Origin of the sequence: Spartinivicinus ruber, from assembly GCF_011009015.1 — a bacterium.
Classification (GTDB): Bacteria; Pseudomonadota; Gammaproteobacteria; order Pseudomonadales; family Zooshikellaceae; genus Spartinivicinus; species Spartinivicinus ruber.
Genome location: NZ_CP048878.1, coordinates 5,561,084 through 5,585,767 on the forward strand (window position 1 = coordinate 5,561,084; position 24,684 = coordinate 5,585,767).

15 protein-coding genes are annotated in these 24,684 nt (G+C 38.6%); 10 read left to right on the top strand and 5 right to left on the bottom strand.

The genetic code is table 11. The features are described 5' to 3' along the window. Positions 1-41 precede the first annotated feature (41 nt). Positions 42-2,225 (bottom strand): catalase/peroxidase HPI, encoded by a 2,184-nt coding sequence (katG, locus tag G4Y78_RS25140; RefSeq protein ID WP_163835621.1) that lies wholly within the window; start codon positions 2,223-2,225, stop codon positions 42-44. Positions 2,226-2,607: 382 nt separating this feature from the next. Between katG and G4Y78_RS25145 the strand changes: the two genes are divergently transcribed. Together G4Y78_RS25145 and G4Y78_RS25150 are read left to right on the top strand one after the other, a co-directional pair. Further along, positions 2,608-2,964, top strand: coding sequence for a hypothetical protein (locus tag G4Y78_RS25145; protein ID WP_163835622.1), 357 nt, complete (start codon positions 2,608-2,610; stop codon positions 2,962-2,964). Positions 2,965-3,385: 421 nt separating this feature from the next. Further along, positions 3,386-4,321, top strand: a complete 936-nt coding sequence (locus G4Y78_RS25150) for an IS1595 family transposase (RefSeq protein WP_163830705.1) — start codon at positions 3,386-3,388, stop codon at positions 4,319-4,321. Here G4Y78_RS25150 and G4Y78_RS25155 read toward each other — a convergent pair. Further along, positions 4,257-4,640 carry a type 2 periplasmic-binding domain-containing protein gene (locus tag G4Y78_RS25155; protein ID WP_163835623.1) on the bottom strand — a complete coding sequence of 128 codons (384 nt, stop codon included), beginning with the start codon at positions 4,638-4,640 and terminating at the stop codon, positions 4,257-4,259. The genes G4Y78_RS25150 and G4Y78_RS25155 overlap by 65 nt on opposite strands. Positions 4,641-4,979: 339 nt before the next feature. Further along, a complete protein-coding gene (locus tag G4Y78_RS25160; protein ID WP_163835624.1) occupies positions 4,980-5,270 on the bottom strand; it encodes a putative quinol monooxygenase in 291 nt (96 codons plus the stop codon). 299 nt (positions 5,271-5,569) lie between these two features. Between G4Y78_RS25160 and G4Y78_RS25165 the strand changes: the two genes are divergently transcribed. From G4Y78_RS25165 to G4Y78_RS25180, 4 genes are all read left to right on the top strand, one after another. Further along, a complete protein-coding gene (locus G4Y78_RS25165; RefSeq protein ID WP_163835625.1) occupies positions 5,570-6,808 on the top strand; it encodes an anthrax toxin-like adenylyl cyclase domain-containing protein in 1,239 nt (412 codons plus the stop codon). A 645-nt stretch (positions 6,809-7,453) separates the two neighbouring features. Then, complete coding sequence (locus G4Y78_RS25170) at positions 7,454-8,335, top strand: hypothetical protein (protein ID WP_163835626.1); 882 nt, start codon at positions 7,454-7,456, stop codon at positions 8,333-8,335. 40 nt (positions 8,336-8,375) lie between these two features. Further along, the gene (locus G4Y78_RS25175; protein WP_163835627.1) at positions 8,376-8,948 is read left to right on the top strand and encodes a DUF922 domain-containing Zn-dependent protease; all 573 of its coding nucleotides are present in this window, start codon (positions 8,376-8,378) and stop codon (positions 8,946-8,948) included. A 287-nt stretch (positions 8,949-9,235) separates the two neighbouring features. Continuing rightward, entirely contained in the window at positions 9,236-9,994 is a 759-nt protein-coding gene (locus G4Y78_RS25180) for a hypothetical protein (RefSeq protein ID WP_163835628.1), read from the top strand. 406 nt (positions 9,995-10,400) lie between these two features. Here G4Y78_RS25180 and G4Y78_RS25185 read toward each other — a convergent pair whose 3' ends face one another. Continuing rightward, positions 10,401-11,300 (bottom strand): LysR family transcriptional regulator, encoded by a 900-nt coding sequence (locus G4Y78_RS25185; protein WP_163835629.1) that lies wholly within the window; start codon positions 11,298-11,300, stop codon positions 10,401-10,403. Positions 11,301-11,457: 157 nt separating this feature from the next. Here G4Y78_RS25185 and G4Y78_RS25190 point away from each other — a divergent pair, with 157 nt between their 5' ends. From G4Y78_RS25190 to G4Y78_RS25205, 4 genes are all read left to right on the top strand, one after another. Then, positions 11,458-13,152: an L-lactate permease gene (locus G4Y78_RS25190; protein WP_163835630.1), complete on the top strand. Its 1,695-nt coding sequence runs from the start codon at positions 11,458-11,460 to the stop codon at positions 13,150-13,152. Positions 13,153-13,241: 89 nt separating this feature from the next. Then, the gene (lldD, locus tag G4Y78_RS25195; RefSeq protein ID WP_163835631.1) at positions 13,242-14,381 is read left to right on the top strand and encodes an FMN-dependent L-lactate dehydrogenase LldD; all 1,140 of its coding nucleotides are present in this window, start codon (positions 13,242-13,244) and stop codon (positions 14,379-14,381) included. Positions 14,382-14,411: 30 nt separating this feature from the next. After that, on the top strand, positions 14,412-17,282 hold the full coding sequence (locus G4Y78_RS25200; protein ID WP_163835632.1) for an FAD-binding and (Fe-S)-binding domain-containing protein: 2,871 nt from the start codon (positions 14,412-14,414) through the stop codon (positions 17,280-17,282). Between the two features lie 58 nt (positions 17,283-17,340). Then, positions 17,341-17,727, top strand: a complete 387-nt coding sequence (locus G4Y78_RS25205; protein ID WP_163835633.1) for a DUF2493 domain-containing protein — start codon at positions 17,341-17,343, stop codon at positions 17,725-17,727. Positions 17,728-17,796: 69 nt separating this feature from the next. Here the strand turns inward: G4Y78_RS25205 and G4Y78_RS25210 are convergent, their stop codons facing one another. Continuing rightward, complete coding sequence (locus G4Y78_RS25210; protein WP_163835634.1) at positions 17,797-24,366, bottom strand: AvrE-family type 3 secretion system effector; 6,570 nt, start codon at positions 24,364-24,366, stop codon at positions 17,797-17,799. Positions 24,367-24,684 lie beyond the last annotated feature (318 nt).

A 24,684-nucleotide genomic window follows, 5' to 3' on the forward strand; every position in this document is an offset into this window, starting at 1 on the left:
CTGTATTAGCGTTACACCACATCAACTACCGCCCACTTCATTTAGTCCTCTACTTCAAAACGATCCAGGTTCATAACTTTGGTCCAGGCAGCTATGAAGTCTTTAACAAATTTTTCTTGTGAGTCTGCTGTGGCATAAACCTCTGCTAGTGCACGCAATTGAGAGTTTGAGCCAAAGATTAAATCGACACGAGTACCAGTCCATTTTACGTCACCTGTCTTGCGGTTACGCCCTTCAAACAAAGTGTCGTCTTTTGATATAGATTTCCAAGTGGTTCCCATATCAAGCAGGTTCACAAAGAAGTCATTGGTTAATGTTTCTGGCCGATCAGTGAAAACGCCATGCTTGGTTTGTCCTACATTTGTATTCAAAACGCGCATACCACCTAACAACACTGTCATTTCTGGAGCAGATAAGGTTAATAACTGGGCTTTGTCTACTAACAGTTCTTCGGCTGAAACACTGAAGCTGCCTTTTTGGAAGTTACGAAAGCCATCTGCAATGGGCTCCAGAACAGCGAAGGATTCCACATCAGTTTGTTGCTGAGATGCATCCATTCGACCTGGGGTAAATGGAACAGTGATATTTTGACCTGCATCCTTAGCAGCTTTCTCTACTGCAGCGCAACCACCCAATACAATCAAGTCAGCCAGTGAGACTTTCTTATTGCCAGATTGAGCACTGTTGAATCCACTTTGAATATCTTCAAGTGTATTAATCACTTTAGATAACTGGGCGGGCTCATTTGCTTCCCATTCCTTTTGAGGTGCTAAACGAATTCTTGCGCCATTAGCACCACCACGCATGTCTGAGCCACGAAATGTAGATGCAGAAGCCCACGCCGTAAAAACCAGTTCAGAAACTTTGAGGCCCGAATCTAATATTTTACCTTTTAGGGCAGCGATATCTTTGTCGTCAACCAAATCATGGTCCACTGCAGGAATGGGGTCTTGCCAGATAAGCTCTTCATCTGGCACTTCTGCCCCCAAATAGCGTGCACGAGGCCCCATATCACGGTGAGTCAACTTATACCAAGCTCTAGCAAAAGCATCAGCAAAAGCTTCTGGGTCTTTCTGAAAGCGCCTGGCAATAGGCTCATAAATGGGATCCATTTTTAGAGACAAATCAGCAGTGGTCATGATTGGCGCATGCCGTTTACTAGGATCATGTGCATCTGGTACAAGATCTGCTGCTGCACCACCTTTGGGTATCCATTGCTGAGCACCAGCTGGACTTTTAGTTAGCTCCCAGTCATAACCAAAGAGTATGTTGAAGTAGTCAAAGTCCCACTTGGTTGGGTTGGCTGTCCACGCACCTTCAATACCACTAGTAGTGGTATCGCCGCCCTTCCCTGTGCCATGGCTATTTTTCCAGCCTAGACCTTGCTCTTCAATACTGGCACCTTCTGGTTCTGGGCCAACTAGCGCAGGATCACCTGCACCATGGCATTTACCAAAGGTATGCCCACCAGCAACTAGGGCTACTGTTTCTTCATCATTCATTGCCATACGGCCAAAGGTCTCACGAACATCTACACCAGATGCCACAGGGTCTGGATTTCCATTTGGCCCTTCAGGGTTGACGTAGATCAGACCCATTTGCACTGCAGCTAACGGGTTCTCCAGATCACGTTTACCAGAGTAACGTTTGTCGTCTAACCACTCTGATTCAGTACCCCAGTAGATATCTTGCTCAGGTTCCCATACATCATCACGTCCGCCTGCAAAACCAAAGGTTTTGAAGCCCATAGACTCAAGCGCACAGTTACCTGCTAAGATCATCAGGTCAGCCCAGGAAATTTTCCTGCCGTATTTTTGTTTGATCGGCCATAGCAACATCCGGGCTTTATCTAAGTTGCCATTGTCAGGCCAACTGTTAATTGGGGCAAAACGCTGGTTTCCTGTGCCTGCTCCACCACGACCATCACCAGTACGATAGGTGCCCGCACTATGCCATGCCATACGAATGAATAAAGGACCGTAGTGACCATAGTCAGCAGGCCACCAATCTTGTGAATCGGTCATTAAGGCGTAGAGATCCTTTTTGACCGCTTGCAGATCTAAGCTTTTGAATTCTTTAGCGTAGTCAAAGTCCTTATCCATAGGATCAGATAAAGAGGAATGTTGGCGCAAAATTTCCAAACGTAGTTGATTTGGCCACCAATCCCGATTAGAAGTACCACCTCCCGCAACGTGATTGAAAGGACACTTGCCAGTGTTGTTCATAATTCGCTCCCCACTTTGTCATGTTACTACCTATTACTTGAGTGTTGATGACAATAACCATACTTACAAATTGGGATTAACTTTGGACCCGATATAAGATATCAATCGATCTTTTCCAGAACTTGGCATGTATGTTTCCGCGAGCTTTTTCAAATGAGGAAATAGAGGAAATTGCACTTTTAAAATCAAGTGTAACTTTTGTCATCGTACACTTTTCTCAGATCAAGTATGGTAAATTTGCTGGCATTATAAATCGATAAAAACTTCCTAATTAATAGTAAGATTCTCCCTTGGTAGAGAACATGTACCAACTTTAGTGAAATAACGTGTTAATCTAGTCTACATTGATATATTAATACTAATTTTTTAAGCGCAACTAATTATGTTTAATATAAAGATACAAATCGACATAACTGCACCAGATGAAGTATTAGATCCTGTAGGTGAGTGTTATACCTCCATGACAAGAATGATAAAAATCCCATACATTCCGCATATAGGAATGCTCATACATATTTCTCCAAAAATCGATGATGATACTAGTGAAAGATATGCAAAATTATTTCATAAAATAGAAAATGTTACAGGTATTTTTGAGGTAAGGGATATCTATTATATGGTAGACGGAGATCAGGATGGCAGTACTCATGTTTGGTTAAAAACCATAGGTGAAGAGTCATTGGAAGCTTTTCATAGTTTAAAGCAATTTTTAACATTTTATGGTTTCTCAGAAAATTAACCACCATCAAAATCACAAAAAATTACCACCCAACCACAACGAGACACTTCGTTGGCTTGGTTATAATATTGAGCATACCTCAAAAATATTTATTTTTTGACTTCTCTAAAACCCCATCAAATATTCGTTTAACTTCCTGGCCTTTTAGTGTCTTAGGAAATAGAACATAATAATAAAATACTTTACTTGGTTTATTTTATACCTCAATTTCACTCTGTATACTTTGATCTAGTACAGTTCTTATAGCATCAACCCCAACTTTCAAGTTGGCTTCCAGAATATCAGCTCTATTATTAATAATCATATTTAAAGCTTGTTTTTCTGTTTTTACTCTATAAATTTTCCTAATTATCACTATACCTAAGCCATTAACTGCTGTATATTTGAACAGCATGGAAACTTAATTGAGAAGGTATAAATAATGGCTATCAACAAAGTTCAATTTCAAAAAGGCCTGAGTTTAAACGAGTTTCTCAAACAATATGGTACAGAAGAACAATGCTTTAATACCTTATACAAATTGCGATGGCCAGAAGGTTTTCAGTGCCCCAATTGTGGATACGACAAATGCTGTCAACTCACTACTAGAAAGCTTCAGCAGTGCTATAAATGTCACCAGCAAACATCTGTAACTGCAGGTACTATCTTTGAATCAACCAAATTACCATTAAAGACTTGGTTCCAAGGGATGTATTTGATCTCCCAAGACAAAAAAGGTATATCAGCCATAGAATTACATCGCCATTTAGGTATTTCCTATCAAGCTGCCTGGAGAATGAAACATAAGCTCATGAAAGTGATGCAAGAAAGAGAAGGCACCAAGCAATTGTCGGGTTTTATTGAAATTGATGATGCCTATCTTGGTGGCGAGCGTACAGGTTGCAAAAGAGGTAGGGGAGCAGATGGGAAAATACCTTTTGTAGCAGCCGTAGAAACAACAAAACAAGGTCAACCGACACGAATTAAACTGAGCATTTTAAAAGGGTTTAATAAAGAAGAGATAACGGCTTGGAGTAGGCAGAATTTGGCCAAGGGCAGTACCGTAATCTCCGATGGACTGGCCTGTTTTAATGGTGTCATAGAAGCAGGTTGTCTTCATGATAAAATTGTATGCGGTGGTGGTCGTGCATCAGTAGAGGAACCTGAATTTTATTGGGTTAACACCATCCTTGGAAACTTAAAAAGTGCTTTACGTAGTACTTATCATGCTATTCGCGCTAAATATGCACAACGTTATCTTGCTGAATTTCAGTATCGATTTAATCGAAGATTTAGCTTAGTAGAATTTATTCCTAGGCTAGCATTTGTAGCACTGAGAACACCTCCACTACCAGGTAAGCTACTAAATATAGCTTAGGTATGATGATAATTAGGTAAATTTTTATGCCTTCATTTTCAAGGTACTGATAGTTATACCCTAAAAGTCCCACAAACCTATATTTCTTAAGATCAGCAATTTCATTCCAAGTTATTGTCCTACCTGTTTTGTAAAATAAGTGAGCAGACTCTATAAGTACTGGCTGTTCTGAGAATAAAAAATCTTCCTCCCTCTCTTTATTTCTTGACCAACCAGGAGTCACATCAAGATCACCATTTTTAGTCATGAAAAGTACTCGCTTCCAAGGTATCCATTGAAAGTCCACCTTAACTCCTTTTGAGGAAAAAGCTTCAGCCACAGTTTTACTAATGACTCCATACTCAGGCAACTCTCGACCAACAAATGGTGCCCACTAGTCAACACCAACGAGCACAGTTTTCACTTCACTTGCAAAAATATTAACTGTAAAGGCATAAATTACTAAATATTTTTTTAGTAACATAAATGTAAGCCTAATCGATAGCCATTGAGTTTAGATAGTAATTAACATAGTCTCAAAGCACGTCACTCTCAAATAGCAGCCATTCCAAAAAGGATACACTTAAAACTCGATAAGAAGCCTATTAACATTTCCAGACATAAAAAAGCCAGCTACCCACATAAATTGGTAGCTGGCTTTTAACCACCTATCTATAATTTAACTAATTACAGTCAACTCATTCATTGAAAAGTCTTTTATTCTACCTTCTGTTACTGCGATATAATTATTTAAGTGAGCTGTTTTCATATGTTCCTGAAATAGCACTTCGTTTTCCCAAATTTCATAGAAGAAAAATAATGCAGGATTACTATTGTCTTGATGTAACTGATACTGTACTGAGCCTGGGTCTTGCCGAGAGGGCTCAACTAGTTTCAATAACTCTTGTTTAACAAACGCTGCATGTTCTGGAAAAGCTTCTATTTTGGCAATAATGATCAGTTTATTCACTGGATTTTTCCCTTTTTATATACAAAGGCTATACCCTTGATTTGAAGGCATATATAAATAAAAGAACTATAGGGTACAAAAAATAGACGTCATATAAATATGAGTGCTACATATACAAATAACATACTCCATAGCCATTTTGCAATTTAGTTTACATTCATATTCAAAATATAGAATGATATATTGGTTTGGAATACAGCCGTAAAAACAGTTCTTTTATAAAATAACAGCTAAATAAGATATTTTTGTCATAAAAAGTGCCATAAGTTAGGATCAATCGCATTCTAGCTATAACTTTCATGACTCAAATAACTCATAAATTATCAGACACTAGTTCTAAAGTCGTAAGCACCCAACAAATACAACACACATCATCAGAAAATACATTTAAAGGACGTGAGCTGACATTAGTACAAAACGATGGTACCAAACAGTTATTTGTAGATAAAACTAATAATCAGAATGCTCATAGGCTGAAATCACAAGGTACAGGCACTCACAGCCGTAAACTATCATTACCCATACTTTTTCAAAAAAAGACCAAATTAGTGTTTGATCACTCAATTCAAACTATTGTAAATCAATATAATACTGTTTTAGCTATTCGATCTCCAAATAAGCACTCCATAGGGCTCTTGCTTGAAGGTTATGCTTCAAAGAATTTTCACATCAAAGCCAAGTCCAGTGCTGGTGGTCCCACTGCAGGCTTTATTGTAACCAACCCCAAATTAAGCAAAGTCAGACACCAAGGTGCCAAAGATCTTGAAAAACAACAATTACAAATAACTGATGCCATAGATGAAGGCGCAAAACAAATTCAACTAGAACTATCCAGCGAAAGGATTAAGTATTTAGCAGAAGAAGAACTAGTCGAAATTATTTCCCATAATGGCTCAACCCAAATTATTAAAGGCCTATATGGTGAAAACGACCATGAATATTTTCAATTACAAAAAACAGATGATAATACCTGGGCACTTTTTCATCTGCCAGAATTTAATTCTCTTGAAATTCCAGGCAAACCTACTCCAGTAATGGGGTTAACCAACCCTCCTGTAACAGGAATAACAGAGCCTATTGGAGCCAAAGCAGCTGTTACTGCAGACTATGACCTGTTTGGGATTTGGCCGACCATCAACCAAAGTAATAACCCCAGACCATTGAATACTGCACCACGACTACTTAGGGGAGAAGTAGGTCGTGGTTATGTCACTCATCTGCGACATCATGGTACATCATGCAAAGAAGACCAGCATATGGGTAATATCCATACGTATGGTAAGCATATTATCAAACATCTCAATAAAGCTGTAAAATTAGCTGGCTACCTAGGTGGCAATTTATTCCATCATAATGACGAATCAGGCAATCCTTTCAGCCCCGGCCAGGACTACCCTATTGTTGTATTTATCCCTAAACATCCACACCCTTATCTAGTGAGCAGTGATGATGAATTAAAAGCGGCCTATCAGTTACTGGAGGCACGTGGTTTCTATATTGAGAGAAACCCAGCTTTTATGCTTTTTAATAGGGGCTAGCTTCATCTAAAATAGCTATATCATTATCAAACTTTACGGTGATTACTTAAATATTAAATTGTAAACTCAATAAACAGTACTATTTTTGTAATTAAATGCCAGTATAATTGATCAGTGGCTACATCCACTGCTCAAATATTTCATCAAAGTACGTCAATAGATGTTAAGTTAATTAGTTCTACCAAAAAAACAAGACACAAAATAGCATGTTTTCAATTTTGGAAAATAATAATGCTGCTCAGCAATTGCTCCTGCATTGCTCTAATTGGTGGTTTCCATACCAGATGCATACTACCCATGGAGCTCAAGAACGGTGGTAACAAAATCCCTTGCGCCCTAGGCATATAAAAATCATTCGCGAAAAGTATATATAAGTGCTAAAAGCTACTGCATATCAATTGATAGCTAATTCTTATAAGAACTGGACAGGTAAGATATCCCTCAGGATAGACAACTAACGTTGCCAAATTGAAACTGATCAAATAACAGCCTACTCTAAATAATAGAACGCTTTGCTTTGTTGGAACTGGCCTGTAATAAAAACGAAGCTATACTGTCGTTTTTATTACAGGCCAGTTCATGATTATCTTTGTAAAGGGTAATTACTACTAAACCCATTAGTGCATACAGGCAGTGTAGTATCACATGCAGCAGATTGAAGATAAAAAACAGCTACCTAGATTACCTATAATGGCAATCATCATTCCAATCATTACGATTATTGTCACCTTGCTGCTATTTCTTCAAATTATTGACCACAATAACTCTGATGAAATCGATATAAACACCGGCGAATACTTGTTTTATCCTGGTAATTTACTTGAAAAGATTAAATCTAAAGCCAATGACATTGATGGTGATATTAGCATTATCCAACAAACTAAAAACAACCTTAAGTTTAAAATAAAATATCAAAACCCAGGACTAATTGAAGATTCTATTGTTCTCAATCATGTAAAAACTGTTATCAACACAGCTATTACCATATTAATTGAAAGCCAGATTAACCCTTATAATAACAAAATAACAATTGGTGTAGAGGCAGAGTCTAATGACTCAACAACATCAGCACAAGAGATTAAGCCGCCAAAACCTTATCGATACAACTTTATACGCTACAGCTACTCTCCTCGATTTCCCACTGATTTGCATACTATTATCCAAAAACAAATATCACAACATTATGGCAAATTAAATATTATTGAAATGGCAAAAGACAGGTTAAGCTTTGATTTTTTATTCAATAGCGAAAAAAAGCCAACACCTTATAAAGTAAAAAAAGAAACTAAAAAAATACTAAAAAAAATATTAAAGATACTTAAATTGTATAATATAAACTATGAAGGCGGTATCCATGGCGTGGGAGGTATTCATGTAACAGTTAAATCCCTTGTTCCCCAATACGATGAAAATAGTATTGAAATATCCTCAGCTTACGGAATAGCTTATTACAACCCTAGAAAAAAACGAATTATATGGAGTGATAGTTACCATCTATCTTACATAGAATTCGACCTTCACGAGTAACTTAAGTAACGAAAACTTCTATTTTCCCATGAAACCAATTTTGAAAAAATATTTATTAATATTATTTATGTTTTCAACAGCTCATACAGAACCAAAAATTTCAGTTAATTATAAATTTTATGATATTTACCCTAAGTCTTTCAATGATATCGATAAAGAAATGTACAATAAAACTCCTATTCTAAAGAATGGTGCTCGCTATAGAGGATATACAGACTGGCATGTTAAATGGAGTTATAGCTGGCAAAATAAAGGTAATTACTGCAAACTCACATCTGTTTCAACCAGATTAGATGTCACTTACACTATGCCAAAAATTCCAGATAATTTTAAAGTTAACTCTAAAATTCTTAGTGTTTTCAACAATTACTATAAAGCATTGATCAACCATGAGTACGGCCATAAAGATTCTGGTTTATTTGCAGCCAGAGATATTGAAAAAGAATTAATAAAGCTCAGTAGCTCCAAAGGCTGTAAAAACTTAGCATCTACGGCCAATAGTAAAGCCCAAAAAATAATTAAAAAATATACGCAACGTGATCTATACTACGATAAACACACCCAACATGGCAAAACTCAGGGTGTTGACATTAATAATTTTATATCAAACTAAAATTGGTTAGCTATTAATTGTAAAACACTTTAAACACAACAACTCTAAATTTAGATTACTATTTCACCATTAATTCAATACCATTTTTACTATCCACTCCCATATCCTTTGCAATAAGTATAAATTATTTTCAGCATCAAAAAGGAAATACTACCGTACTGAATTCAAGCCTTTTCATTTACATTTAAATGAAATATTCTAACAACTACTGATGCTTATTATCATAAGCCGATTAGTAGAACTTACTTTAGAAAAAAATAAAAGCAATAACTTTCCAAGGAATGTAAATGAAAACTAACAAAATTAAATTATGTTTAGCATTCTCTCTATTAGCTAGCACAGTCAACGCAGCATCCACTTATACTATGTACGACAAAATGGATTATGGATTTAACGGCTGCGACATTAGCTGGGGAACACTTCAAACAGGTGTTACTGAAGAAGATATGATTACTTTAGCAAAAGAAGTTAATGCTTTTGGTTTCACTTATCATCCTTCTTTAAAATATGGAAAACTAATGGTTGGTCCCTACCCTTCTGGATGTAAGTCACCAGCTAATGAGTCATGGCCACTATATTTATCACGTACCAGGGCATACAAAAAAATGGATTTTGGCTTTAATCGCTGCGACACAGACTGGGGGCCACTACAATCAGGTGTTACTGAAGAAGATATGATTGCTTTAGCATTAGAAACTAATGCCGAAGGTTTCACCTATCACCCAATGCTACGTTACGGTAAGGTATTGGTAGGCACATACCCAGCCGGTTGTGAATCACCAGCTAATGAATCATGGCCATTGTATTTATCCGAAATACGAACTTATAAACAAATGAGTTTTGGTTTTAATCGATGTGATGTTCAGTGGGGGCCTTTACAAAGAAATGTCAGTGAAGCTGATATGATAAAATTAGCTGAAGCAGCAAATGCTGAAGGGTTTACTTATCATTCATCACTTAAATATGGGAAAGTTTTGGTAGGCGCTTACCCAATGGACTGTCAGTCACCAGCAAACGAGTCCTGGCCTCTTTATTTAGCTGAGTAAATTCTCACATGAAGATATGTAGGCTCAACTAATAACTGAAACCCTGTAATCTAAGGGCCTGTTAACCCTATTTAAATGTCACGGTTGTTATTGTAAAAGCACTAATTGAGGCGTGAAAAGAGAAGTTTAATTGCTCTAAATAAACAACGAGTCGTGCTTTTACCGTCACCCCCCTTCGGGCCGTGATTATTTTTCCACCCAGAGGTGTTACAAGTCATTTATGTAAAGTGACTACACGGCATTCCTTATGCTTTGCTGGGTGAAAAAATAGTCGCCAGCAGTTGTGATTCAAATAGGGTTAACAGACCCTAGTTGAATCCGTCAAAAATACTAATGTTTTGACCACCACAAGCTAATGGTTTTTTAAGTAGATTATTCATTCCTTTCATCCACACCCAACTTTGCTCTAGAAATAATGCGAAATAGTTAAATACCTTTCCCGAATGTGCTCAATCAGTAGTTTTACCTTGGTGGGAGGCTGTCTGGAGAAAGGATAAACAGCATAAATACCCAGCTTTTTACCTACCAATTCCGGGAATATATCCACAAGCTGACCATTGCGAATATCGTGGTAAACCAAACAACGAGGGACATAGGCTATACCATGTCCTCCTAGAGCTGCTTTGCGCAGTGCAGCTGCATTATCGGTAGAAAAAGATCCAGCCACTTTAACAATATAATTGCCTTTATCACCTTTGAACTCCCAATCACTGGCACCAGTTGTCTGATAAGCATATTGAAGACAGTTGTGTTTGGTAAGATCTACTGGTTCGATAGGTTTACTGTGTTTGGCAACATAAGAAGGAGATGCACATACTACCCATTGAGAGTTTAGAATATGACGAGCAATTAAACTGGAATCTTCCAAATACCCTGTACGAATAACCAAGTCATAACCTCCTGCTACTAAGTCAACAAAACGGTTATCTAATGACATATCAACTGCCAGCCCAGGGTGCATATTGCAAAATTCAGCCACAGCATCAGCCAATATCAATTCGCCAGAGATGGTAGGTACCGACATTTTAATGTGGCCACTGACGCTTTCTCCAAAACCTGAAACCGCATCCATTGCCTCCTGAGTGGCTTGCTTCACACTTTTAGCACTGCGTAACAATACCTTACCTGCTTCGGTAAGCGCTAGTTTTCGGGTTGTTCGATACAGTAATTGAACGCCAATTTCTTCTTCCAATCGGGCAATTCTCTTACTAACTACCGAATTGGTAAGGTTATTTTCTTCTGCGGCCTTACTAAAACTTCCCAGTTCGATTACCTGAGAAAACAAAATCAGATCGTCTGCTCGCACTTTATTATGTCATTTTTGGAATTAATAATTTTCATTATTTCCCTATATCAGCAAAAAATAAAGGGGTAAATTCATAAAAAATTAACAAAATCATTACAACAAAAAATATTTCCCGATGAAAGCTTATCGGAGAAATACAGTATATTAGGGGGTACCAATGAGTGAAGCACTACTAGCCCTAGTGGCTTTTTCGCCAATTGTAGTGGCAGCCATATTGTTGATTGGCCTTAACTGGCCAGCTAAAAAGGCTATGCCTATAGCGTTTGGACTAACTGTTTTGATTGCTTCTATGTTTTGGGATATGTCTGGCTCTAGGGTGTTAGCTTCTATTTTTCAAGGCCTGGGGATTACTGTATCAGTACTGTGGATCGTATTTGGCGCCATTTTTTTATTGAATACTTTAAAACATACAGGTGCAATTACTACCATTCGAAACGGTTTTACTGATATTTCTCCAGACCGTCGGGTACAAGCCATCATTATTGCCTGGTGTTTTGGTTCTTTTATTGAAGGAGCTTCAGGGTTTGGCACCCCTGCTGCTATTGCAGCCCCTTTACTGGTAGCTATTGGCTTCCCTGCTCTGGCTGCAGTATTAATGGGTATGATGATTCAATCGACTCCAGTTTCTTTTGGTGCAGTGGGAACCCCAATTATTGTTGGTGTAAACAAAGGCCTAGACACCCACAATATTAGCGAAACACTTATTGCTAACGGCTCAAACTGGGAAGTATATCTACAACAAATTACGTCAAGTGTCGCATTGATTCATGCAGCAGTTGGTACCTTAATACCCGTGTTAATGGCGATGATGCTGACTCGCTTTTTTGGTAAAAATAAAAGCTGGGCTGAAGGACTAAGTATTTTACCATTCGCGTTATTCGCAGGCGTAGCTTTTACCATTCCCTATGCGCTAACTGGCGTATTCCTCGGCGCTGAGTTCCCATCCTTAATTGGTGGCCTGATAGGTTTAGCTATTGTAGTAACAGCTGCTAAAAAAGGCTTCTTAGTACCTAAGAACCAATGGGATTTTGAAACAGAAGACAAATGGCCTGCAGAATGGTTAGGCTCTTTAAAAATAGATTTAAGGGAAAACACAACTAAACCAATGAGCTTGACCAAAGCCTGGACACCTTATGTATTGTTAGCAGTCACCCTGGTTATCAGCCGAGTCAGTCCAGAGCTTAAAGGCTTCCTGCAAAGTTTGAGTCTTTCATTTAGTAATATTCTTGGTGAAGTAGGCATCAATACAGCATTTCAGCCTCTTTATTTGCCTGGAGGTATTCTGGTATTTGTCGCTTTATTAGCTGCCATTCTTCAAGCTGGAAATGCAAAGCCTTTAGCTAAGGCTTTTTCCGAGTCATGTAAAACACTAGTTGGTGCAGGTTTTGTTCTGATATTCACTATACCCATGGTGCGAGTATTTATTAATTCAGGTGTCAATGGCGCGGACTTAGCAAGTATGCCAGTAACAGCAGCAAATTATGTAGCTGACCTGGTGGGTTCAGCATTTCCCGCTATAAGTGCTAGTGTTGGTGCTCTAGGTGCTTTCATTGCTGGCTCTAACACAGTTTCTAATATGATGTTTAGTCAATTCCAATTTGAAGCAGCACAAGCACTGACAATTTCTAGTACAGTCATTATCGCACTTCAAGCCGTTGGTGCAGCAGCGGGTAATATGATTGCTATCCACAATGTAGTGGCGGCCTCTGCAACGGTAGGACTACTGGGACGAGAAGGTGCAACCTTACGAAAAACAGCTATCCCAACAGCCTACTATTTAGTATTAACTGGTATTATTGGTCTTATTTTGATTTATGGTTTTCAGTTAACTGATGCATTAATGACCCAATAGTAATTTAAATCAACACTGTAAAGTCGACTGTATGTAAGATAAGTGTCGTCAGTCAAACGTAAACAAATCAATCTTTTAATATAGCGTATATGATCATTTCTGCTTCTACAGACTACCGCGCAGCAGCCAAAGCAAAATTACCTCCATTTCTTTTTCACTACATTGATGGTGGTTCATATGATGAGCGAACCTTAAAACGTAATATCGATGACTTGGGTGAAATATCACTTCGTCAACGTGTACTTAGAAATATGGCTGACTTAAGCATTAATACAGAGTTGTTTGGGGAAACGTTAGCAATGCCTATTGCGCTTGCCCCAGTAGGCTTAACTGGCATGTATGCCCGCCGGGGTGAAGTTCAGGCAGCCAAAGCAGCGGAGAAAAAAGGCATTCCATTTACTTTATCAACCGTATCTGTTTGCCCTATTGAAGAAGTAGCACCAACAATTCACAGGCCCATGTGGTTTCAATTGTATGTTTTGAAAGACCGTGGGTTTATGAAAAATGTTCTCGAGAGAGCCAAAGCTGCAGGGGTAACTACACTAGTGTTCACCGTAGATATGCCTGTACCAGGCGCACGTTATCGAGACATGCACTCCGGTATGAGTGGTCCTAATGCCGCAATCCGTCGTATTTTACAAGCAATGTGTCACCCTAGCTGGGCACTAGATGTTGGGCTGTTTGGTAAGCCTCATGATTTGGGAAATATTTCTACCTATCGTGGTACACCCACCAACCTTGAGGATTACATTGGCTGGTTAAGTGCCAATTTCGACCCATCTATTTCATGGAAAGACTTAGAGTGGATTCGTGATATGTGGGAAGGCCCCATGGTACTAAAAGGCATTCTGGATACTGAAGATGCTAAAGATGCCGTGCGTTTTGGTGCTGATGGCATTGTAGTGTCAAATCATGGTGGAAGACAGTTGGATGGTGTTCTATCTACCGCTAAAGCATTACCCGAAATTGCAAATGTAGTGAAAGGCGATCTTAAAATTCTGGTGGACTCTGGTATTCGCACTGGCCTTGATGTAGTCCGTATGATTGCTTTAGGTGCAGATTGTACCCTAATTGGGCGCTCCTTTGTTTATGCGCTTGCAGCACAAGGTAGTGCAGGGGTAGAAAACCTCTTAGATCTTTATGAAAACGAAATACGTGTCGCTATGACCTTGACTGGCGCGAAGAATATTTCGGAGTTATCACAGAGTTCCCTAGTTTCACAGCCCTAGAACTGCATCCTGTAAATAAGGAGTCATAAGATGGTAAATGCAATTTCAACAGCCACTTACCAGCAACTGGAAATGATCCTTGCAACTCAAATAGAAAGCAAGCGCATTATCAACCAAGAGGCCACCTGTCTTGCTTATGGAACCGATGCCAGTTTTTACCGTTTAATTCCAAAGATTATTTTGCAACTTAAAAATCTGGAAGAGGTTATTTTTGCAATCAAAAGCTGTCGCAAATTGGGTATTCACTACACCTTTAGAGCAGCTGGTACTAGTCTATCAGGGCAAGCCATTTCAGACTCGGTTCTCATTACCCTAACCGATGATTGGCGAGACCATAAAATTATTGAAAATGGCAATAAAATAATTTTACAACCTGGAGTGATTGGTGCTGATGCGAATAAATATCTGGCGCCTTTTCAAAGAAAAATAGGGCCTGATCCCGCATCCATTAATACTTGTAAAATCGGTGGCATTGCAGCCAATAACGCCAGCGGCATGTGTTGTGGAACAGCACAAAACTCCTACCAAACAGTAGCCAGCATGAAAATAGTATTCAGTGACGGAGTACTGTTAGATACCAGCAGTACAGAAAGTATAGCCTCATTTAAAAAATCCCATCTTCAATTTATTGAAGAGATAAACAAGCTATGCAAACAGACACAGGATAACAAAGCATTAACAAAGCAAATTCAACATAAATACCGCTTAAAAAACACCACAGGCTACGCCTTAAATGCATTGGTGGATTATCATGATCCAATTAAAGTGATTGAGCATTTAATGATAGGCTCTGAAGGTACGCTCGGATTTATTGCTGAAATTACTTATAACACAATAGTAGAATATCCTAACAAGGCCTCAGCTTTATTAGTTTTCGCTACAATTGAACACGCCTGTCAAGCGGTAACTGTTTTATCAAAAATGTCTGTCGCAGCCTTAGAAATGATGGATGGCCAAGCGCTTCGTTCAGTGGCTGATAAACCGGGTATGCCTGAGTTTATTCAGCACCTTGATTTAGAGGCCACTGCAATATTAATAGAAACCCACGCTAGTAATCAGTACCAGCTAGATTTGCAATGTAAATCAATAATCAACTCGTTAGAACAACACACCATTATTGATTCAACACCATTTACCAGTGATCCGTTGACAGTATCCACTCTTTGGAAAATTCGCAAAGGTATGTTCCCTGCAGTTGGCGCAGTTCGCCAGGTTGGTACCACAGTTATTATTGAAGATGTCGCTTTCCCGATAGAAAATTTAGCTAATGGTGTTCGTGACTTACAGACGCTATTCGATAGATATCAATACCACGAAGCTATTATTTTTGGTCATGCTTTAGAGGGTAATTTACACTTTGTATTTACCCAAAGCTTTGAAAGTCAGAAAGAGATTGAGCGTTATGGCCAGTTTATGGATGAGGTGGCTGAACTGGTAGCCGTTAAATATCAGGGCTCATTAAAAGCTGAACATGGTACCGGCCGAAATATGGCACCCTATGTAGAATTGGAGTGGGGAACAGACGCTTACAAACTAATGCAGCAAATTAAAAAGCTGTTTGACCCCGAAGGCCTACTCAACCCCGGCGTGATTATTAACGACAATCCAAACTCTCATATTGAAAATCTCAAGCCAATGCCAGCGGCTAATGAGTTAGTAGACTGCTGTATTGAGTGTGGCTTTTGCGAGCCAGTATGTCCTTCCCGAAACCTTACTTTATCGCCACGTCAACGTATTGTTTTGTACCGAGAACTGCAGCGAAGAGAGCGTGCGGCTAAAAGTGTAAAAGACTCAGAACTGCAAAAAGTATTTAACTACCAAGGTATTGATACTTGTGCAGCTACGGGCCTATGTGCAGAGCGGTGCCCTGTTGGAATAAATACCGGTAACCTAATTAAGCTGCTTCGAACAGAAAAAAATAAAAAATACACGTTAATTGCTAAGTGGACTGCCAAACACTTCGATACCACAACCAAAGTTGCCAGAACAGGATTTGCAGCCAACCAATTGGCTAGTAAAACACTCGGTAATAACACTGTTGGAAAACTCGTCAATGGACTACGCTCATTAACTAAAGGCACAACGCCAATTTGGCTTGCAGAATATCCACAGCCCAACAAACACAAAGTAAGCACCCAATTAAAACCATATAATTCGAATCAGAAAAAAGTTGTGTACATGCCATCCTGTGCCAGCAGAGTGATGGGACAACAAACAGATGCAATAGATCAACGCCCTTTAACTGAAGTGACCTTATCACTTTTAAATAAAGCGGAATACCAAGTTATTATCCCTGAAAAGCTAGGTGAGCAATGTTGCGGAATGCCATACTACAGTAAAGGTATGAATGAATTTGCCAAGCAAAAAACTCAACAATTAGAAGATACCTTATGGCAAGCCACTGAACAAGGGAAACATCCAGTGCTAATGGATACCAGCCCCTGTGCAAAACAAAGCATCGAACAATTTAATAAACCACTTGAAGTATTAGAACCAACAGGCTTTGTTAGCAAATACCTGCTAGAATACCTGGTAATTGACCCCATTGATGAAACAGTAATGCTACATATAACCTGTAGCTCACGCCGAATGGGGCTGGAAGCAGACATGCTAAAACTTGCAAAAGCCTGTGCTAAAAAAGTAATAATTCCAGAACATATTCAATGCTGCGGCTGGGCAGGCGATAAAGGCTTTACCACACCAGAGCTAAACGAATCAGCCGTCAAACCGCTAAAAGAACAAATTCCAACTAACTGCACCCGAGGCTTCAGTAATAGTAGAACCTGTGAAATAGGACTATCACACCATAGTGGAATACCCTATCAATCTATACTTTATCTGGTGGATGAGGTATCTAAGGGGGGGTTGAAAAATTTTTCAAAAATCGAGGTTGAAGCCTAGCTCTGTGATAACGCATGCTAAGTCTTAAGTACTTATTAAGGCTAGCCCCAAAGAACTTATGGAAAATAAAATATATTTTATCAGTGGTCATTTAGATCTGACTAAAAGTGAGTTTATTGACCATTATCGAAATAAAATTGATGCTGCTTTGTCAGAAAATGCGCACTTTGTTGTGGGTGATGCTAAAGGTGCAGATCTGCTAGCACAGGAATACCTGTGTTCAAAATCGGCTCAAGTGGTTGTATATCATATGTTTGATAGCCCACGAAACAATGTTGGCTTTCCATTAAAAGGTAGCTTCACATCTGATAACTCCAGAGACAAACAAATGACATTAGATTCAACCCACGATATTGGTTGGATTAGGCCTGGCAAAGAAAACTCTGGCACAGCACGTAATTTGCAAAGAAGAAATAAATTAATATATCGTAAAAAGCATACCTAAGCTTCTCGAAAACCCACCTCTTAAACTGTTTAACTTTCAACACAGTTAGTTATAACTAATGTGCAGTAATTAGGTTACAGCATGAATATCAAAATCTTTGTTATCCACACCTACTCTGAAGTTGGAATCAACTGTTGTACTCACTGTATTCAGTTCAGAAAAACCACCCATTGCTTGAATTAGCTCAGCGATATTTTGTACTTGCCCCTGTTGGTCTTCAATAAGTAAATGCTGTTTATCTTTACTTTGCTGCCAGTCTTTAACAATAATTGACTGGTCATTAGTTAAACGATCAAATAATACTAAGTCGTCTTCAGATCGCGCTAAAGCTAATTTAGATAGGTCAAGATTTTGCCAAAGTAACCTGTCCATTTGCAAATCTGTTGCATAATTATCCAACACTAATGTTTCTAACTGGTTAGTCACTGTAATTGTATCCACACCATTACCCCCCGTAAGATATACAAGCTCACCTTGCAACTTAATGTGGTCATTATTATCACCAAGTTGAACCACTAAAGTATGATTAAAATGCTGATAGAGATTTACTGCCCCCATACTAGATAAAGTGGAGGTAGCATTTGCTTGCTGCCATTGATACTGATATTGAGTTAAGTCTACTTGATAACTCACACCTTCACTGGTTAAACGTAAATAGTTTAGTGCCAGGTTGCCCTCAGCAGTTAATATTCCATAGCTAGTCCCAGCCGCTTGTTGAGATTGATTCGTTATTTGTACAGCTAAATGCTGATAAGTTTTATTTTTAAACCAGTGACGAATTTTGATTTGGGTATGTTGATAATGCAGCAATAAGTAATTTTCTTTTGCTTCAACGAGCAAATTGTTAAAACCATTTACTAACATTAATGTATCTAAAGACCGATCAGTTGCTTCATTATTAATGATTATTCGACCTTGATTACCAGCTACCTGATAAATATCAGCCCCATTTCCCCCTTGCATTCTGCCCCCATCATCACCAGCATTTAATAAGTCATCCCCATCACCTCCAATCAACTGGTCAAAGCCCTTTCCTCCAATTAACCAGTTACTTTTTGCATTACCTTGTAGCCAATCATTACCTGCACTACCAACCACATTTAATACATTATTAGAAAGTAAAGTAGTTGGTTTACTATTATTAGCCTGACTGACAATCTGTTGTTTATTCAACAACACTTTATAACCACTATTATCTTTAGTTGCAGCGATTATTACAGTATTTAAATTAACTTTTCTCTGCTTTTCATTAATTGCTAATAAATACTGATGGCCTTGTAAATCCATAATGGTCAGATGCTGCCATGCCCTACCCTTAAAGTATTGATTAACCCTAGCTATTGTAGGTACAGAAGTTTCTCTATTTTGACATTCAGCCCAAATTGTCTGGCCTAAACCTGAACTGATAAAAGCAGGCCCTTTCTCTTCACCGATCTGGTTAACGAGCTCAGTTACACTCACACCCAAGCTGTGTCTGGTAAAGAACTGTATTATCAACTGTTCCATTGCCGATACTAGTGAATCGCTCTTTTGATGTTCCTTTAGCAAAATAGCTGCTCGTTGCCAAAATAATTGCCAGCTCAACCAGCCTCGTTCAACCTGAATTAATAAATCATCATTATCACGCATCATCACTAAGTGATGAATATCCGTGACGAGGATGTCTTCTGCAGGACCAGAAAGAGCAGCGTTATTTTGTTGATTGGCATATTTCACCTGATAGTCTGCATGATGAGTTGCCTGGCTTTCAAGAATAGCTAAATCATCGTCTTCTAAATAACTAATTCCTGACTCTTTTAACGTTAAACCATGCTGGTAATAACTCTGATAATACTCTTGCCAATTTTTCTGATAAAAGTCATCGAAATTATTAATTGTATCCTCATCACTTTCTGCCTCAACAAAATCTGCAAGCTGAATAATATAGCTATCGCTGCCTCGACCACCAGTTAACTGATCAGAACCAGCTCCCCCTGCAAGCCTGTCATTTCCCTGTTGACCAACTATTTTATCATCGCCAGCAAAACCTGTTAGCGTATTGTGATGATTATCACCAGTTAATGTATCTGTTTTAGAAGAGCCTAAAACATGTTCAATACCCTTTAACTCAAAATAATTAGTGCCTGGCGCATAACCAACACCATCAGCTAAATTAATAGAAAATCCTGTTGAGCTACGAGAATCAACGTTAAACAGATAATAATTACGTATTGATAAAGTGTCTTCTCCATCACCACCAAAAAACTGTGATCTACCATTATTTTTATTTCCAACCCCGTGCCGCCAACCATTAAGCTCAAAAATATCAGCTTGTTGACCTCCAAATAAATGTTTACGCCCCCAACCTGTGATACGAAAAATATTTCGCCTAAACTGATCACCCTGTGCAGCATCATAGCCACTCCCTAGCATGAACAGTGTGGTACCCTCATTAGTTATTGTTGGTAGCTGTTTCACTAGTGCCGGCTTAGGCTGATGGCCAAACACTCGCCCAGTTAATTTATCAGGCACATTACTCCAATAATATTGTTGCTGACTTGTTGTTAATCCATAATAATCATGACGACCAACAACCTGTTTAATTGCTAATCTGCCATATGTTGTTTGTACATGTCCCTCACTATAAACGAGTTTATCAATACCAAATTGAGCAAACTGTGCTAATTGCTGGTCCATTTGTTGTTGATAAGCTTTATTCACCTGGTTTTTAATTGCTTGATTCTGGATATCTACCGGGACTGGAAAACCAAAAAATACTGCTGCCCCTGCCCTCCATAAATCAGCTTCACTAATACCTGCTTGACGTAACTGCTGAGTTGTTCTAACTGCTGTATAAATACCTTGTGCAACAGCTAGTGCTAAACCGATGGCTACACCGATGGGTCCCGCAGAAGCAAGTACAAGTGAAGCAATACCTGTTGCAATTGCTACTAGGGTACTAGCTACTGCAATTGAGCCTGCAACAATCGCATCTATTTTTTCATCTCCTTCTAAGCGACTGGCTTGTTGAAATGACTCGACAGCATGCCATGCCGAAAAACCGGCACCAATAAAACTGGTGCCAGCTCCTAATCGACTCGCAGTAACTGCTAATCGAGAAGAAAGCTGTTGTATTCGATGACTGTTTGCAATGATATCAAAAGTTAAATCTAAATGATCAACCCCAATGGCTACACCGCCTTTCACTGCCGTTAGAGTTTCTCCTGCTTGTGTTGCTGACATCACCTGGTAAATAGAACCTGGTAGCTGAGCTAATTGTAACCCCATATTAAAACGACTAGTGTGGTAAGCAAATCGTGTTAGCTTTGGTAGTCGCTGTTGACCTAAATAATTAGTTAAATTTGGATCAACATCCATCGGCAATATAGACGTAGTTGAAAGGTCATCAATAATTTTACTATTTTTCAGTTGCGACCATTTACTTTGTAATGACTGTGCTTTATTTTTTATTAAAATATCACTAAATGATTTTATATCACCTTCTAATTTGTAGCCCTCTAGCTGCCCACTATTATAATTAAATGTTAATTTCCCCAGTTGTCGCTTTAACCCCAAAAATGCCGTACTTTTATACCGAATTCCAACAAAAATACCAAAGCCAGTACCTGTTCGTGTAGCCGCAGCCACTTCAATCGCTTTAATACGGTAGTTGGACTGCTCACTTAGCAGGGCCTCTAGTTGATTATAATATCGTCCTTGAGATACGGCTATTGATGTTTTTGTTAGTTCATCAAGTGTCAACTGTTGCACCTGTGCTCTTGCTCGATCCGTTAGCTCAAATGTAACCTTTAGTTCAGTTGCCTCAGAACGCTTAATTGCAGAGAATAATTGCTTTAATTCTGAATCTCTTTCAACTAATTGTTGCAGTTGATAAACATGGCTTCTATGGTTAGGCATTAACTGCCGCCAAAAGCTTGGTTGATCAAGACGATTTAAATTACTATAGTTTTTACTAAAGCCAACTTTAGCAATTTGACTTAACCCTTGTTCAAATAATTGTTGACGATGTGTTAGCTCTACAATATCAGATTTTATTGCTTGCTCACTGGGAGAGAGTGCTCGATTAAAAGGTGTTGACACGGTATCATTTAATAACTGTAGCCAAGTTTTACTTGATGGCTCCCCCTCATCCAAAATTATTTGTAATTGTCGTAAATAAACTGAATCAAGCCATTTATCCTTTACCGAAAGCAAACGCAGGGTAAGCTCACGCAACTCAACTTCCGTAACCTGTTCTGCTGGTTTTATAGTCCATTCATACTGTTTACTGACTTTATTTTCAACCGCTGCTTCTATTTCAACTCCTGCTTTACCTATTCCTCCTGCCCCCACAGGCTCAGGGTTGGAACCCAATCGTCCAACCACTCCAGCACCTACTTCCGCTGATGCACTATTGATGACTTGTGGTTTATTAGCTGAGTGTGAATATTTTTGTTCCCCTTTTGAATTATATTTACTCGACCACTCTTTACTGGCAGACAAAAGGTTTACCATAAACTTAGTCCGCGCCCGCACCCGGAACAGCTGACTTAATGCATTATTGTGATCTGGCAAAATTTGATCATTTGCGAGGCGAATACCCGCTCCTACACCTGCCTCAACATCCACTGCAGCCTTACGACCACGCTTAATTTCCACTTGCTCACCCAGTTTTAACAAAGATAAGGGGTTAACCTGTTTTTGGGTAAATTGCTGGAAAAATGTTGTCAACTGATCTTGGTTAATCTCTATAGCACATTCATTACTACGTTGAGCACGAAATAAAATAACACCATGCAATGAAGGTAGCCGTAATTCCAAACCCCAACCATGATTAAGCTCAGCGAGATCATGGTCCAAGCCTCGGCTATAGCCAAGAAATAATGGCACAGTGCTGTCTCGACCAAAAACAAATTTATAACCTTGCTCTGTTTTATCAACACGCATTTGATAACGACGATCCATACCACTACCGATTGCTGGAATAGGGTCTAAACCATCTGGTATTCCAGATACCGATACTCGTGTACCGAAACCAATACTATAGTTTCGCTCTAATCCTAACGACTCTCCTGGAGACAGTTGTTGTAATAGGGTTAATAACTCAGGTAAATTCGCTAGCTTGTTCTCATCTTTGCCAAATGCTTTATTGGCAACAACAGTAATAGGGTGATGATCATTATGCAAAGCTTTGCTAAAAAACTTAATTGCATCATACACTGCCTCTAACCGATCAATACTAGCAAAACCTTGAGCAACCGCTTGACGAACCGGATGAGCTTGCAATTCCGATGATAGTTTAGTCAATTGATGGCTAAATTCTGTTTGGGTTAATTGCCTATTACGTAACTGTTTAAGTAGCTGTAGTAATTTTCCGTGGGTCACCGTAGCTAGGTTAATTTCGGCATTAAGTAACCCGGTGCTGTCGCTAATATCTCGACGCTGATAAGGCAGCTTGGTAACCGGTTGCCGCAAAAAAACTTGGGTATTATTAAAATGTGTTAAAAGCTGCTGGGTATTCTGTACATCAGTGCTATTATTGGTAGGATGAGTTTGTTGCCAATATCGATGCCACTGTTCAACTAAATTACGACTTGTTGTAGCAATATTTAACTTAGCAACCAAACCTTGATATTTTTTAGCAGAAAAATGGGGGTTATATTCTCCTTGAGATGACAGTAGTCCTATTTTTTTAGCTAATCTGGTTAAATTCCGGCTAGTAGTTTGATTAACTTCAGCCAAAAGTAAATTAACTTGCTCAATCTGTTCAGTATTCAGTCTATAGTTTTCTGGTTGCCATCCACTTGTTAACTGGCCAATCAGTAGATTAGTATCTTTTGGTGAAGTAACAGTCATCAATGTATTTAAGTCAGCTTGCAACTGATTAATCGCTTTATATATCGGTGTTAACCCTTTTCTGCCTCTAATATGATGTTGAATAAAATAAGCACCATTTTTAAATGGTCTTGGTATACTATGTTTACTGATTGGCTTTTGTCGATTTAACTGTAATAAATGTGCTCGAATATAAGCTGATAAACTGGTTGCTAATTGCTTTGAAGCTGCTACAGGCCAGGGTACTTCACCAGCAACAATTTTATTAGTGACAGAGGCATCTGGCAGTTTACCTGGCAAGGTAATATTAAATTCATGGTCCTTCAAACGCTGCCATAACTGACTAAAGTTTTTACCAGCCCCTTTTGTTTGACTGGTTAACTGCAAAATATTAGCCATATTAGGTAAGTCTGTATCTCCCCAATTGTTAGCAATTAACTGCGCAAGTTGAGTACTTGACAATCGTTTCACTAGCAAATTCAGCTTAGAAAAACTACGTTGCCAGTGAAATTGATTTGCTTCCCAACTAAAGCTATGCAGATAGCCCTGCTGATCAATAGCTAATATTTCAGGCTGATGTGTAGCATGAATGGCAGAAAAAGTTAGCCCTGTCTCATTGACCAAGTTATTAAATAATTGGATGTTTTCAGTATTCTCTGCTGTTTTTTGAATGATAGACAATTTTCCTTGCTGATCAATAACACCATATACTGTCGTATCGTTTCCATCCAACTTTACAGCTGAATTGAGTTGTGTCGGTTCGGTAAAGTCAAGTTCTAATTGCGTTAATTGTGCTAGAGATAGAGATTCAACTGTCCAAGACATACAGACTACAACTCACTTTTTTAATTAAGTTTTTAACAACAAGCCAGGATATAAGCTTCGGGTTACCCATTAGTTTAACTCAGGATGGGTATAGCAACTCATGAAAAAAACTGGATATTATTCACTTCATAAGAAGTTCTATTGTGCAAAAACAACAAAGCACAAAGTCTAATGCAGATATATGACAAATATATTTCACCACAATATAGCCAATATTACTGGATATATCAAATTAGCCGTATCAACCACTAGTATATTTTTCCATGCTTCTATATAGATACCTAGAAGAAAAATATAACACATCAATTGGTGTTTAAT